We start from the raw sequence: 14,851 nt of genomic DNA on the forward strand, positions 1-14,851 counted from the left end.
CTCAGGTAAAGCAGATCCTTTTGCAGGCGCCGGAAGGATGGCGGTTGGGGCTGCTGGTGTAGCCGCAGTCTCTGACGAAGGAGGCGTGACACAAGCCACCAACAAGGTAAGCAAGCTGACGCTGAGGCAAATCCTGATGGCGCAAGTGTTCAAGCTCGAACCCTATCCCGCCAAATGGAGACGGCGAATGATTTCCGTCGTGGCTGTCGATTGATTCATCGTATAAAAATGAATGCCGGGCACACCGGACGTCTTGAGCCTGTCGCACATCTCGGTGATCACATCTAGGCCAAAGCTTTTGATGGACGCCGTGTCGTCGCCATAGGACTGCAGGCGCAGGCGAATCCAGCGGGGAATCTCTGCACCGCAGGCATCGGAAAACCGCATCAGCTGCGTGGAGCTGATGATGGGCATGATGCCGGGCACCACCGGAATGTCGGCGCCCAGTTTTCGGGTGTCGTCAACAAAACGAAAATAAGCGTCGGTGTTGAAAAAATACTGGGTGATGGCTGAGCTTGCGCCGGCCTTGACCTTGATCAGGTACGCCTGCAGGTCCGCCTCTGGCGACCTGGCTTGGGGGTGCGTTTCAGGGTAGCAGCCCACCTCGATATGAAAAGTATCACCCGTTTCCGCGCGGATGAATTCAATCAGTTCGCTGGCGTATTTGAACTCGCCAAATGCGCCGAACCCGCTGGGCAAATCGCCGCGTAGCGCGACCATGCGCTTGATGCCTGCAGCCTTGAAGGACGCGAGCTGGGCGCGTACACCATCACGCGTAGCGCCTATGCACGAGAAATGCGGCGCAGCGTCAAAGCCGTCGCCAATGATAGCTTGCACGGTCTGCAAAGTGCCGCCTTGTGTGGAGCCGCCCGCGCCATACGTGACGCTGAAAAACTCGGGCTTGTGTGCATATAGCGCCTGGCGCACACCGCGCAGCTTGTCGACACCTTCGGGCGTCTTGGGCGGGAAAAATTCAAAACTGACAGGTAGATTCACTTCAACCTCCGCACTCATTCTTGTGTTTGTGTTTTATGTTTTGTCGGCGTCTTTGTCGCGTCGCTTGCCGCGCGCCGGGCCATGCTGACCGGCATGCGCTTCTTCCGAATCTTCGTGGGCCTCATGCATGGCGCGCATCTCACTGCGTGGTGTGCGCTTGGGCAGGTTGCGCGGTGGCGCGGCGACCAGCGGAACATCCTCGCCCGCCACGTTGTGGCCTTTTTTGGCGTGCACAAAAAACTCACGGTTGCCGTCACCGCCTGCAATAGGGGAGTCCAGCCAGCCGAGCACATCCAGACCGAGGCTGGTGCAGGTGTCGCGAAGACGCTTTTCGACAAACTCAAAATGCGCAGGGTCACGCACAATGCCGCCCTTGCCGATTTGACCGGGCTGCAGTTCAAACTGCGGTTTGACCAGCATCAGCATGTGACCATCGGCCTTGAGCAAACGCACCACCGCTGGCAACACCAAGGTCAGGGAAATAAAGGACAGGTCGCCGGTGAGAAAGTCAAACACCGGGTCGAAGTCGACTTCGCTATCGCCGTCGAGTTCTTCATCAAATTCATCGACTTCTTCGCCTGCGTGCAACGCCTGGAGGTAATGATCAATGAGATCGTTCGCCGTGAGTGCACGGGCATTGACCCCTTCGATGCAAACAACACGCGGGTCATCCCGCATGCTACCGTGCAACTGGCCATGGCCCACATCCACGCCCACCACCTGGGCAGCCCCATGCTGCAGCAGACAGTCCGTAAAGCCGCCGGTTGACTGACCGATATCCAGGCAACGCAAGCCAGCCACATCAACGCCGGTGATTTTGAGTGCGCCTTCCAGCTTGAGGCCACCGCGCGAAATGTATTTCGCCTCGGTGGTGTCCGGGACCTGAATCTCGGCACCGGGCGGCACCTCGTCACCGTTCTTGGCAACCGTTTTCCACGGACCACCTTCTTCGGCGCGCCACTGCACACCCGACGCAATCAGGCGCTGGGCCTGAGAGCGGGTGGTGGCATGGCCGGTTTCGACGAGGAATAAATCAGCGCGCATAGGCCTCCGAAAGTAACGGCGTTGTCATTGCGGGCCGGACCCGCAATCCATGCCTGCGAACAAATAGGCTGAAAGACATGGATGCCGGATCAAGTCCGGCATGACAGCCAGCTATCAATAACGGTACGTATTTGCCTTGTACGGGCCAGCCTTGCTGACACCGATGTACGCAGCCTGTTCGTCGCTGAGTTCGCTCAGCATCGCGCCGACTTTCTTCAGGTGCAGGCGCGCGACTTTTTCGTCCAGGTGTTTCGGCAACACATAAACCTTGCCCACTTCGTAGTCGGCCTGCTTGGTGAACAGCTCGATCTGCGCAATGGTCTGGTTGGCAAAACTGGACGACATGACGAAGCTCGGGTGGCCAGTGCCGCAGCCGAGGTTGACCAGGCGGCCTTTGGCCAGCAGGATGATGCGTTTGCCGTCCGGGAAGATCACGTGGTCGACTTGCGGCTTGATCTCTTCCCAAGTGCATTTTTCGAGTGCAGCAACGTCGATCTCGTTGTCGAAGTGGCCGATGTTGCAGACGATGGCCTGGTCTTTCATGGCCGCCATGTGTTCGTAGGTGATCACGTTTTTGTTGCCGGTGGCGGACACAAAAATGTCGCACTTGTCGGCTGCATATTCCATGGTGACGACCTTGTAGCCTTCCATCGCGGCCTGCAGGGCGTTGATCGGGTCAATCTCGGTCACCCACACTTGTGCGGACAGGGCGCGCAGGGCCTGGGCAGAGCCCTTGCCCACGTCGCCGTAGCCAGCGACCAGAGCGACCTTGCCGGCAACCATCACGTCGGTGGCGCGCTTGATCGCGTCAACCAGGGACTCGCGGCAGCCATACAGGTTGTCGAACTTGGACTTGGTCACCGAGTCATTGACGTTGATGGCGCGCAGGGCCAGGGTGCCCTTGACCGACATCTCGTTCAGGCGCAGCACGCCAGTCGTGGTTTCTTCGGTAACGCCAACAATGTTTTTCAGGCGGCGGCTGTACCAGGTGGGGTCTTGCGCAAGCTTGGCCTTGATGGAGTTGAACAGGCAAATTTCTTCTTCGCTGCCGGGCTTGGACAGCAGGGATGCGTCCTTCTCGGCCTTGGTGCCCAGGTGCATCAGCAGGGTTGCATCGCCACCGTCGTCCAGAATCATGTTCGGGCCTTCTTCAGGCGTGCCCTTGGCGCCAGTGAATTCAAAAATGCGGTGCGTGTAATCCCAATAGTCGGCCAGGGTTTCGCCCTTGATGGCGAACACGGGTGTGCCAGCAGCAGCGATGGCAGCGGCGGCGTGGTCCTGTGTGGAGAAGATGTTGCACGATGCCCAACGCACGTCAGCGCCCAGAGCTTGCAGGGTCTCGATCAACACGCCGGTTTGAATGGTCATGTGCAGCGAGCCAGTGATGCGCGCGCCTTTGAGCGGCTGGGCTTTTGCGAACTCTTCGCGGATGGCCATCAGGCCAGGCATTTCGGTCTCGGCGATTTTCAGTTCCTTGCGGCCCCAGGCAGCAAGGGAAATGTCGGCGATCACGTAGTCAGGGGTGGATTTCAATACGGCACTCATTGAGGATTCTCCGAAGGTCAAAGGTCAATTGGGCAAAATAGCCACGACGCATGGCTTGATGAGGGAGGAGTCTGTTTGGTTTGACTCACCCGGCTTCAAAGCACATGCGGGTGAGCGTGGTTGCAATTGATACGTCCTGAGCCTAGTCCACATGCCGTGGGTTGCAACGCTCCTCAGGAAGCCTACCATTGTACAGACATGCGACACTTTCGTCATGCACCGTTTTGAACCCCTGAAAAACTGGCCCCTGGCCGAGCGCCAGCGCATCACCGGCGTCTTCACCGACATTGACGACACCCTGACCACTGAAGGGGCGATCACGCCCGATGCATTGCAGGCGCTAGGCGACCTGAAAGCCGCGGGCCTGCATGTCATCCCGATCACCGGCCGTCCGGTCGGGTGGAGCGAGCCATTTGCGCTGAGCTGGCCGGTCGATGCCATCGTGGCTGAAAACGGTGCTGTGGCTCTTCTTCAGAACAAAAATAGCTCTTTGCCCAATATCGACGGCGATAGTTTGCTATCAAAAAGATATCAGCAGGACGCCGCTACCCGCAGCACCAACTACACCCGCATGCAGGAGGTGGCTCAGCGTGTGGTGCTGGAGGTACCGGGCGCGGTGTTGTCCGAAGACAGTGCGGGGCGTGAGACGGACATTGCGATTGACCACAGCGAATTTGTGCAGCTATCGCCCGATCGCATTGCCCAGACGATGCAGATCATGCGGGCGGAAGGCATGACAGCAACTGTGAGCTCCATCCACATCAACGGCTGGTTTGGGGGGCACAACAAACTGGAAGGCGCGCGCTGGATCGTTCGCGAATTGTTTAACCGCGATCTGAATGCGGAGATGGAGCGCTGGGTGTATGTTGGGGACTCAACCAACGACGAACTGATGTTCCAGGCCTTCGCGCACGCAGTTGGGGTGGCCAACATTCGCCGCTTTGAGTCCGAGCTAACGCATAAACCGCGCTATATCAGCCAGGGAGAACGCGGCGCCGGTTTTGCCGAAGTGGCCGCGGCGCTTCTCGACGCGCGCAGGCGTTAACCAATTGCCTCGGCTGCAACGCTAGCTGCCAGCCTCGACTTGATGCTCAACACTGGTAATGGCATATCCCTTTTCAAGGATTTGCTGCCCCGCGGACTCAATTGCATAACCCTCCAGGTCAGGCGAGTCTTCATCCAGATCCAGGGCGCGGGCCTCTTCCAGCCATTCCACATTGGTAGCTTCGTCGGGGATCGGTTTGCCAGCTGGAACGGCCAGGTAAGAAAGCTTGTGATCAGGTTCGGAGCGACGGTAGATATCCAGTTGCATGAGGACTGTCCTTTCAATATTCACGAAGTGGTTCGTGTTTATCGCCCCCAAGCGGGTGTCCCGGTGTAGGACAGTGCCGCTCTGGTCTGACCCCGTGAAAAACGTGAACCTTAGCGCGCAGCCACGGTCAGCGCGGACGGCTTGGCGGCCGTGAGGACTTTGCCCCCATCAGCATTGCTGACCAGCTCAAGCCGCATCGTGTAGTCACCCGCTGGCGGGTTGAGCCATGTTTCGGTTTGCCCGCCCGTGAAGTTGATCACCTCGGCCTTGCGCCCCGCGCGCTCTACGGTGAGCCGGAAATGACCCGTATCAGGGGCTTTGGGAGCAAGGTGAGAAACGTTGTAACCACTGGCGTGGAACTGAACCTGAAATGGCGGCTTGACCGTTTCGCGATCATTCGGCGCAAGCAGCTCCACCCGCGCCGGGCCTTGCACGCTCGCAGGGTTCACATTTTTGTTTTGCTTGCTGATCGTCACTTTCAATGGCTTGCTATAGACAAAGTAAGGGATGTGCCCCTGGTCGGCCAGCAACAAGCGCAAGTCATAAGTGCCCGGCGGCAGGTTCACCACCATCTCCATCTGGCCCTTGCCAAAGTGGATGTATTGCTCCGTAAAGGGCAGTGGCTTTTTAAAATCGAGCGGCAGTCCCTGATTGACCAGCAGGTGGTGGTGACCGGCGCGCCCTGCCGTTTTGCCCGCCGGCACCAGGCCACGCATGGACAGACCAAAACGGGCTACAAACGGAGCCTCCAGTGTCACACCATCCTTGAGGTTGGTGAAATAGGTTTCTGCCGAACGGGGCGACGGCACCACCCAAGGATGCGCAGGCACTTCCACCTCATCGGTCGCCACAACCGGCGTTTGTGCAGTCGCCGGAATGGCGGCAGCCAGCACCAAAGCGAGGGCACACATACAAAGATAATTGAGGGCAGGACGCAGCATGATGGGATTCATCCGGTTTGTGCGAATCGGGATGATCTGCACTGAACGGTAATTTTATGACTGATCAGTATTTATTCTGCCAGCCCTCAGGGAAAACCCCAGGGGCTGGGGGGTCTTTGCCGCTTTAACGCGCCAACACGGGTGCCAGCGCCTTGCCAGTTGCAGTGCCCAACCCGACCACCTGCTCCGGCGGTGCAGCCGCTACCACCCGGCCTCCCGCATTGCCACCGTCCGGGCCCAGATCAATCACCCAGTCGGCCTCGGCAATCACATCCAGGTCATGCTCGATAACCACCACGCTATGCCCGCCGTTAACCAGGCGATGCAACACATGGATGAGTTTTTCAACGTCGGCCATGTGCAGGCCTACCGTGGGCTCGTCCAGCACATAAAGCGTGTGCGGCGCTTTTTGACCGCGCCGGGTGATGTCGTCCCGCACCTTGCTCAGCTCAGTCACGAGTTTGATGCGCTGCGCCTCACCGCCTGACAGCGTTGGTGAAGGCTGACCAAGCGTCAGGTAACCCAGCCCCACGTCTTTCAACAACTGCAGGGGGTGCGCGATGTTGGGCATGGACGCAAAAAAGTCGACGGCCTCATCAACTTCCATGGTCAGCACGTCGCCAATGTTTTTACCGCGCCAGGTTACCGCCTGGGTTTCGGGGTTGAATCGCGCGCCGTGACAGGTTTCGCACAGCACCTTCACATCCGGCAAAAAGCTCATGCCAATGGTGCGTACACCCGCGCCCTCACAGGTTGGGCAGCGCCCTTCTCCTGTGTTGAAGCTGAAGCGCCCGGCTGCATACCCCCGCGCCCTTGCTTCCAGCGTGTCGGCAAACAGCTTGCGGATGGTGTCCCAGAAACCAATATAGGTCGCGGGGCACGAGCGCGGTGTCTTGCCAATGGGCGTCTGGTCGACCTCCAGCACACGGTCTACCACGCCATAACCTTCGATGCGTTCGCAGCCTGTCCATACAGGGTGCTGGCCTTTGTCGTCCGCGTCGCGCCCGGCTTTGGTGGAGCGCTGCATCACTGCCGCCTGCACATTGGTGAGTAACACGTCGCGCGCCAGAGTTGATTTGCCTGATCCGGACACACCAGTCACCGCAACCAGACGGTACAGAGGCACGCTCACGGACACATGTTGCAGGTTGTGCAAATCGGCATCCACCACATCAATCCAGGACGTAAACACGCTGGCTGCTGCAGGCGCCGCGTTGTGCAACGCACTCGCACTGGCGGCTGCGGCTTTTAACGCGGCCGCTTTCAGGACCGCGGCCTTTTGCTTGCTCACTTTGGGAGCCACATCCTTTGCCGCAGTTTCAACCGCCTGCGCCAAGGGTGCTGCGCCCGTCTGCGTCTCGCGCCGCGGGTGCAAAGGATGGACCAGCGGCTGCGCCAGATAACGCCCGGTCAGTGAGCCAGGCAGCGTAGCCAGGTGTGCGGCCGTCCCCTGCCCGACCAACTGTCCACCGCGCTTGCCGGCACCGGGACCAATGTCGATGATGTTGTCCGCGCGGCGTATGGTGTCTTCGTCATGCTCGACCACCACCAGGGTGTTGCCCCGATCGCTGAGCTTGCCCAGTGCGCGCAGCAGGATCTGGTTGTCGCGCGGGTGCAGGCCAATCGTCGGTTCGTCCAGCACATAACACACGCCCTGCAGGTTGGAGCCGAGTTGCGCGGCCAGCCGGATGCGTTGCGCCTCGCCGCCCGAAAGCGTGGGCGCCCCACGGTCCAGCGTGAGGTAGCCCAAACCAACATCTTCCAGAAACTCAAGTCGGCTTTTGATTTCAGGGATCAAATCGCGCGCAATACCGGCTTCACGGCCTTCCAGCGCCAGCTTTTCGACCCACCGGCGCACATCAGTTACCGACAAAGCCGCGATATCAGCAATACCAACACCGGCAAACTTGACTGCGCGAGCCTGCGCATTCAGCCGCGTGCCGGAGCAACCGAGGCAAGCGGCGTCCGTCACATCTTCGGCCTCAGGCTCCGCAAAACTTTGCTCACGCCCCTTGTTTTCTGCGTCGGCTACGGAATCATCAAACACCTTTCGTTGTTCTTTGGTGAGTTTGACGCCGGTGCCCACGCAATCCGGGCACCAGCCGTGTTTGCTGTTGTAGCTGAACAGGCGCGGGTCCAGCTCCGGGAAAGATGTAGAGCACACCGGACAGGCACGCCGGGTAGACGACGCATGCAGGTGGCCCAGATGTTTGGTGGAGCTGCCCGTCATCATCGCGCCACGCAAACCATCCAGCGGCGCGAGCACATGCACAACTCCTTTGCCATGTTGCAGCGCGGCTGTCAGCGCCTGACGCAGCGCGGCTTCGTTATCAGGCGTCACATGAATATCTGCAATCGGCAGCTCAACCGTGTGCTCCTTGAAGCGGTCAATGCGCGGAAAGTTGGTGGTCGGCAAAAACTCGCCATCAATGCGCAGGTGGGTGTAGCCGCGCGGCCGCGCCCAGTCGGCCAGCTCTGTGTAGACGCCCTTGCGGTTGATCACCAGCGGTGCCAGCAAACCAATGTGCTGGCCGCGGTAGGCCTTGAGCAATTGCGCTGCAATGCTCTCGGCGCTTTGCGGCATCACGGCCGCGCCGTCTTTGGTGCAATGCTGCACACCCAGCTTCACATACAGCAGACGCAGGAAGTGCCACACCTCGGTGGTCGTGCCCACGGTGGACTTGCGGCCACCGCGCGACAGGCGCTGCTCGATGGCTACGGTTGGTGGAATGCCGTAAACCGCATCAACCTCCGGGCGCCCCGCCGGCTGCACAATGCTGCGCGCGTAAGCGTTGAGCGATTCGAGATAACGCCGCTGGCCTTCGTTGAACAGGATGTCAAACGCAAGCGTCGACTTGCCCGAGCCCGATACACCCGTCACCACATTGAACTTCCCACGCGGAATGTTGACCGACAGGCTTTTGAGGTTGTGCTCCTTCGCGTTGACGATCTGAATCAGATTGGAGAACCCTGGCTTGGTGGTCCATGTTTTGGGGCGTGCTTCTTCCACGCCGTGTACCTTGCCCATGGCCAGCTCATACTCACGCAGCGCCAGTGCCGTGTGCGATGTCGGATGCTCGCGTACTTCCTCAGGGGTGCCTTGGGCCACCAGAAGACCGCCCGCTTCGCCACCCTCGGGTCCGAGGTCAATCAGCCAGTCAGCCGAGCGAATCACATCCAGGTTGTGCTCGATGATGATCAGCGAATGTCCGACATCCAGCAGCTTGCGCAGCGCGCGCATCAGCTTGGCAATATCGTCAAAGTGCAGGCCGGTGGTCGGCTCGTCAAATAGAAACAGCGTACCGCGGTTGATGTTTTTCAACGCCAGAGGCTGGCGGCTGGCGCTAGCGGTCTTTGAAGCGCCGGCCAGAAAACCAGCCAGCTTGAGGCGCTGCGCCTCGCCGCCCGACAACGTAGGCACGGGCTGGCCGAGCTTCACATATTCAAGACCCACATCCACGATGGGTTGCAGCGCACGAATCACTTCGCGGTCTTGCGCAAACAGTTGGCTCGCCTCGCTGACGGTCAGGTCTAGCACATCAGACACGTTCATCAAGCGCGGATACACAGCCCCTATCGCCTTGCGCTCAATTGTGACTTCCAGAATCTCGGGCCGGTACCGCTTTCCATCGCAGTCGGGGCAGCGCAGATAAACGTCGCTCAAAAACTGCATCTCCACATGCTCAAAGCCTGAGCCGCCGCAGGTCGGGCAGCGACCGTCGCCGTTGTTGAAGCTGAATTTGGTGGCGGTATAGCTGCGCTGCCTTGCCAGCGGCGCTTGCGCAAACAACTCGCGAATCGCATCCCACGCGCCCACATAACTGGCCGGGTTGGATCGCGCCGTCTTGCCAATCGGCGACTGATCCACAAACACCACATCGGTCAGGTAGTCCGCGCCCATCAGGCGGTCATGCAAGCCCGGCGTTTCTGTGGCCTTGCCAAACTGGCGCAGCAAAGCCGGGGCCAGAATGTCCTGCATCAGCGTCGACTTGCCAGAGCCGCTGACGCCGGTGACACACACCAGGCGCTGCAGGGGAAACTCCACCGTCAGGTTTTTCAGGTTGTGGTCGCGCGCGCCTTCCAGAATCAGGCGCGGCGTGTTGTCGCTCACCGCGCGTTTCAGGCCCATGCCCACCTGCTTGCGCGAACCGAGGTAAGCGCCTGTCAATGTGTCGGCGTGTTTGAGGTCTTCAGGCGTGCCGTCAAAGACAATCTGCCCGCCCTTCTCGCCCGGCCCGGGGCCCATGTCAATCATGCGGTCGGCGGCCAGCATCACCGCTGGGTCATGTTCCACCACCACCAGTGTGTTGCCCGCATCGCGCAGCCGGTGCATGGCCTGCGTGATGCGGTTCATGTCGCGTGGGTGCAGGCCAATGGACGGCTCGTCCAGCACAAACAGCGTGTTGACAAGCGAAGTGCCAAGCGCCGTGGTCAGGTTGATGCGCTGCACCTCACCGCCGGACAGTGTGCGACTTTGCCGGTCCAGCGTCAGGTAGCCAATGCCAACGTCGCACAGGTATTTGAGGCGGGTGTGGATTTCTTCAAACAGGGACTTGAGCGCCATTTCCTCACCCGTTCTGGCTGGGGTTGTGGAAGCTTGCCCTTCGACAAGTTCAGGGTGAGCGGTCAAGGAAACAAAAAACTCGCGCAGCCTGTCTATCGGAAACTGCATCAGGTCGTGCAGACTCAACCCAGGCATGGCCTCAAGCTGCGCACGGCTCCAGTCCACACCAACTGGCATGAATCGTTGGGCCGGCGGCAGTGCGGCGTCAGCGGCTTCTTTTGAACCCAGGCGCCACAGCAGCGCTTCGAGCTTCAGGCGCGCACCGCCACAGGTCTCACATGGCGTGTAGCTGCGGTACTTGGACAGCAGCACACGAATGTGCATCTTGTAGGCTTTGGTTTCCAGGTAAGCAAAAAAGCGCTTGATGCCGTACCACTGCTTTTTCCACTGGCCATTTTTATAGGCCGGTGTGCCGTGGATCACCCAATGCTGCTGTTCGGGGGTGAGCTTGTACCAGGGCGTGTCGCGTGGAATGCCCGCTGCCTCAGCGTGACGCATCAGGTCGTCCTGGTTTTCAGCCCAGGCTGGCGTCTGCAGGGTCTTGATGGCACCGGCGCGCAGGGTCAACTTGTCGTTTGGAATCACCAGCCCGTAGTCAACGCCAATGACGCGCCCGAAGCCGCGGCAGGTTTCACAGGCGCCCATGGCAGAGTTGAACGAGAAAAGCGATGGCGTGGGCTCGGTATAACGCAGGTCGCTGTCCGGACAATGCAAGCCGGTGGAAAACCGCCACATGTCTTCTGGCTGGCCCTCTTTAGCCGCTTGCACATAGACGTTGAGCCGCCCGCCGCGTTTAAGGGCAAGTTCAATGGCCTCAACCACGCGGGCCTTCTCCGCGGTTTGAACGCGAAACCTATCGGCCACCACGTCGAGCAATTTGTGCGGCCCGGTTGGCGTCGCGACTTCCCGCTCGGCATGCACACGCGTGAACCCGCTTGCCGATAACCACTGAGTAACTTCTTCAGCCGTAGTGTTGCCCGGTAGCTCCACCGGGAAGGTCATGATCACTCTCGCATCACTGCCCACCGTACGCGCCATCAGTTCGGCATAAATCGATTCGGGCGTGTCATGACGCACAGCCTGTGCGGTCTTTTTGTCAAACAGCTGCGCTGCGCGTGCATAAAGCAGCTTCAAATGGTCATTGAGCTCGGTCATCGTCCCCACAGTGGAACGCGAGCTGCGCACCGGGTTGGTCTGGTCAATCGCAATAGCCGGTGGGACGCCTTCAACCTTGTCCACCGCGGGCTTGTCCATGCGATCCAGAAATTGCCGGGCGTATGCAGAAAACGTTTCAACGTATCGGCGCTGGCCTTCGGCAAACAGCGTGTCAAACACCAGAGACGACTTTCCGGACCCACTCGGCCCGGTCACAACTGTCATTTCGCCGGTGCGAATATCCAGATCAATATTTTTGAGATTGTGTTGCCGTGCACCGCGAATGCGGATGGTTCCCTGAGACATGGGTGAGCTGCTTTCTGGTGAGGTCAAACATTCTAGACAGGCCCTTCCTTCTGCCGGCTCGTAGGGTTAAACACGCGCTTGGTTCATCACACACCTTGAAACATGTCGCCCTACAAAACGGCAGTTTCAGGAGAGATGAAATAGCAGGCTGTGAAATTGGCGCCCTAAAGTCAGGAATTGCTGAAGCCAAACCCCTGGCTGAAAGCTTGCGTCGGGCCAGTGCACAGCAAGCGGCGACAAACTGAAAATCTCGCCGGAGGAATTTCCAAGCTCGACATTGGCGGGCTGGAGTCAAACAGGCATCAAGCTCCGCGAGGTTTGTATCCAGACGTTAAAAAAGCCCCGCAGGGCTTTTGAGCTCAAACCTCACGCAGCATCGCGTAAGAAAAATTCGCAATCAGTCACGCAAAGCTTGTTCCAGAGCCTCAGCCTTAGCCGGTCCTACAGCCTCGCGGATGGCAGGCAATAGCGCAAGCAGTGCGTCCAGATCACCGGCACCCTCAACAGCTAGGTTAAGCCGAAAGCCCCGCAGCCCTAAACCCGAGGTCAACTGCGCCGCGATGGGATATGCTTTTTTGTAGCGCTCTTGTCCGGTCAGCTTCGTTGCTTTTGCCTCACGAACATCAACTTGGGCTTGTGTCTCTTGCGCCACAAGTGGCACCAAAAAGCCCAGGCCGATCAGATGATCAATGTCTTCAGTGGTCACACCCATGCTGGCCGTGGCCTGCAACACCGCCGCGAGGTCGCGGTTTCCATCAAACAGAATGAAAGCGGACCTTTGACGGGGGGTCAGCAGGGACCGGTCTTTCAGGGCAAGTTGCCCGGCTTCAGATTTGTGGTATTTCATGGTGTCATGTAAGTGTGGCCCCTTGATTTAGCGGGCCGGTGCTGGTGGAGAACTCGCCGCAGCAGGTGGATGGGCGGTGTCCGCACCATGCTTTTCACCCCCAAGGTCAATATCGCCACCTCGGCTGAGCATATAAAGGGCGAGCGCCGCAAAGGCTACAAATCCAACAACTAATTTCCACATTCCGCAGTCTCCAATAAAAAAGACTCCCGCCCTTGAGCAAGAGTCTATCGAGTTTTACAAAGTTGGGGGGCCCTCGTTTTCACCGAGAGCCCCTTTCGGGCGATTTCCTGTCAGTCGTTTGCGTAAATATCGACGTCTTTGGTCTCACGGACCAGCAGCATGCCGATGATAAATGTGCCGGCCGCAACAATCACGGGATACCAGAGGCCGTAATAAATATCACCCGTCGCCGCCACCATCGCAAACGCAGTGGTGGGCAACAAGCCGCCAAACCATCCGTTACCAATGTGGTACGGCAAGCTCATCGACGTGTAACGAATCCGCGTCGGGAACATTTCAACAAGCATCGCTGCAATCGGGCCGTACACCATGGTCACCAGGATGACCAGGTACACAAGAATGACGCCGATCATGAGCTTGTTCATGCTCTTGTCGTCAGCCTTGGTGGTCAGGCCAGCGGTCTTGGCGTTGTCAAGCACTGCCTTCTTGAAGTCGGCAATGCCCTTTGCACTCTCGGGAGAGAAGGCATTGCGCTTGTCGTTCAGAGTGGCGTTCAGCGAAGGCACCGACGTCGTTCCGATTTGAACCGAAGCGATGGAGCCCGAAGGACCAGCAACGTTCTTGTACGGGATGAAGTTCTGTGCAAGTACACGCTTGGCCTGGTCGCAAGAGCTGGTGAAGTCGATCTCACGTGCAATCGGGCTGCCCTGGAAGGAGCAGGTTTTTGGATCGGCAGTCACGGTCACGGTCACGGTGTCGTGTGCAGCTTTCAGCGCGGGGTTGGCGTACTGCAGCAACATCGGGAACACGGCGAAATAAGTCACCGCGCCCAGCAAGCAACCAGCCAGGATGATGGACTTGCGGCCAATCTTGTCGGACAACATGCCAAAGAAGATGAAGAAAGGCGTACCGATCACCAACGCGGCAGCAATCAGCAAATTGGCGGTAACGCCGTCAACCTTGGCAATGGTCGTGAGGAAGAACAGCGCGTAGAACTGACCGGTGTACCAAACCACAGCCTGACCAGCGGTCAGACCCAGCAAGGCGATGATCACGATCTTCAGGTTTTTCCACTGACCGAAAGACTCGGACAACGGCGCCTTGGAAGTTTTGCCTTCGGCCTTCATTTTCTGGAAGGCGGGGGATTCATTCATCGACAGACGAATGTAGACCGACACGCCCAACAGCAAAATGGACACCAGGAACGGAACGCGCCAGCCCCAGTCAGCAAAAGCGGCTTCGCCAACAGCTTGGCGCACACCCAGAATCACCATCAGCGACAGGAACAGGCCCAGCGTCGCAGTGGTTTGAATCCATGATGTGTAAAAACCGCGCTTGCCATGCGGCGCGTGCTCGGCCACATAGGTAGCAGCACCACCGTACTCACCACCCAGCGCCAGGCCCTGAAGCATGCGCAAGGCAACCAGAATGATAGGAGCGGCAATACCGATCGTGGCGTAGTTGGGTAGCAAGCCAACAATAAAGGTCGCCGCACCCATGATCACGATGGTGATCAGGAAGGTGTACTTGCGGCCAATCATGTCGCCCAAACGGCCGAACACCAGGGCGCCGAACGGACGCACCAGGAAACCGGCAGCAAACGCCAGCAAGGCGAAGATGTAAGCGGCGGAAGGGTCAAGGCCCGAGAAGAACTGCTTGGCAATAATTGCCGCGAGCGAGCCGTACAGGTAAAAGTCGTACCACTCAAATACCGTACCCAGCGAAGAAGCGAAGATAACTTTCTTCTGCTCCTTGCTCATGGGCCTGTTGTCTATGGCTGTTGACATGATGTTGTCTCCAATAATTAACGCGCCCAACATGGGAGCTGAGGCGATTGTTTTGCGAGACACTGACCCAACCCTGACCTGAAACCAACAGGAGCTTGCACCAAACTTAACAGCGGCTGACAACTCAAGGGAAAACCCCCGAGAATTTTTTCAGCATGCGGATATCGGAGC

9 protein-coding genes and 1 riboswitch are annotated in these 14,851 nt (G+C 58.8%); of the genes, 1 reads left to right on the forward strand and 8 read right to left on the reverse strand.

Annotated elements, in window-relative coordinates; all coding sequences use genetic code 11:
- Positions 1 to 162: 162 nt before the first annotated feature.
- The 3 genes from metF to ahcY all read right to left on the reverse strand — a co-directional run bounded on the left by metF (position 163) and on the right by ahcY (position 3,585).
- Complete coding sequence (gene metF / locus VE934_RS04570; RefSeq protein ID WP_324884779.1) at positions 163 to 1,014, reverse strand: methylenetetrahydrofolate reductase [NAD(P)H]; 852 nt, start codon at positions 1,012 to 1,014, stop codon at positions 163 to 165.
- Between the two features lie 15 nt (positions 1,015 to 1,029).
- Positions 1,030 to 2,040, reverse strand: a complete 1,011-nt coding sequence (locus VE934_RS04575; protein ID WP_324884781.1) for a TlyA family RNA methyltransferase — start codon at positions 2,038 to 2,040, stop codon at positions 1,030 to 1,032.
- Between the two features lie 114 nt (positions 2,041 to 2,154).
- Positions 2,155 to 3,585 (reverse strand): adenosylhomocysteinase, encoded by a 1,431-nt coding sequence (gene ahcY / locus VE934_RS04580; protein ID WP_324884783.1) that lies wholly within the window; start codon positions 3,583 to 3,585, stop codon positions 2,155 to 2,157.
- A gap of 105 nt (positions 3,586 to 3,690) precedes the next feature.
- Positions 3,691 to 3,766, reverse strand: a riboswitch (S-adenosyl-L-homocysteine riboswitch).
- 33 nt (positions 3,767 to 3,799) lie between these two features.
- Between ahcY and VE934_RS04585 the strand changes: the two genes are divergently transcribed.
- The gene (locus VE934_RS04585; protein WP_324884785.1) at positions 3,800 to 4,630 is read left to right on the forward strand and encodes an HAD-IIB family hydrolase; all 831 of its coding nucleotides are present in this window, start codon (positions 3,800 to 3,802) and stop codon (positions 4,628 to 4,630) included.
- Positions 4,631 to 4,651: 21 nt separating this feature from the next.
- Here the strand turns inward: VE934_RS04585 and VE934_RS04590 are convergent, their stop codons facing one another.
- The 5 genes from VE934_RS04590 to VE934_RS04610 all read right to left on the reverse strand — a co-directional run bounded on the left by VE934_RS04590 (position 4,652) and on the right by VE934_RS04610 (position 14,680).
- A complete protein-coding gene (locus tag VE934_RS04590) occupies positions 4,652 to 4,897 on the reverse strand; it encodes a DUF6139 family protein (RefSeq protein WP_324884787.1) in 246 nt (81 codons plus the stop codon).
- Positions 4,898 to 5,007: 110 nt separating this feature from the next.
- Positions 5,008 to 5,838 carry a DUF4399 domain-containing protein gene (locus VE934_RS04595; protein ID WP_324884789.1) on the reverse strand — a complete coding sequence of 277 codons (831 nt, stop codon included), beginning with the start codon at positions 5,836 to 5,838 and terminating at the stop codon, positions 5,008 to 5,010.
- A 124-nt stretch (positions 5,839 to 5,962) separates the two neighbouring features.
- Positions 5,963 to 11,863 (reverse strand): excinuclease ABC subunit UvrA, encoded by a 5,901-nt coding sequence (gene uvrA / locus VE934_RS04600; protein ID WP_324884791.1) that lies wholly within the window; start codon positions 11,861 to 11,863, stop codon positions 5,963 to 5,965.
- 397 nt (positions 11,864 to 12,260) lie between these two features.
- A complete protein-coding gene (locus tag VE934_RS04605; protein ID WP_324884793.1) occupies positions 12,261 to 12,710 on the reverse strand; it encodes a hypothetical protein in 450 nt (149 codons plus the stop codon).
- 293 nt (positions 12,711 to 13,003) lie between these two features.
- Positions 13,004 to 14,680 (reverse strand): MFS transporter, encoded by a 1,677-nt coding sequence (locus VE934_RS04610; RefSeq protein WP_324884794.1) that lies wholly within the window; start codon positions 14,678 to 14,680, stop codon positions 13,004 to 13,006.
- Positions 14,681 to 14,851 lie beyond the last annotated feature (171 nt).

Source organism: Polaromonas sp. (genome assembly GCF_035638815.1).
Taxonomy (GTDB): Bacteria; Pseudomonadota; Gammaproteobacteria; order Burkholderiales; family Burkholderiaceae_C; genus Polaromonas.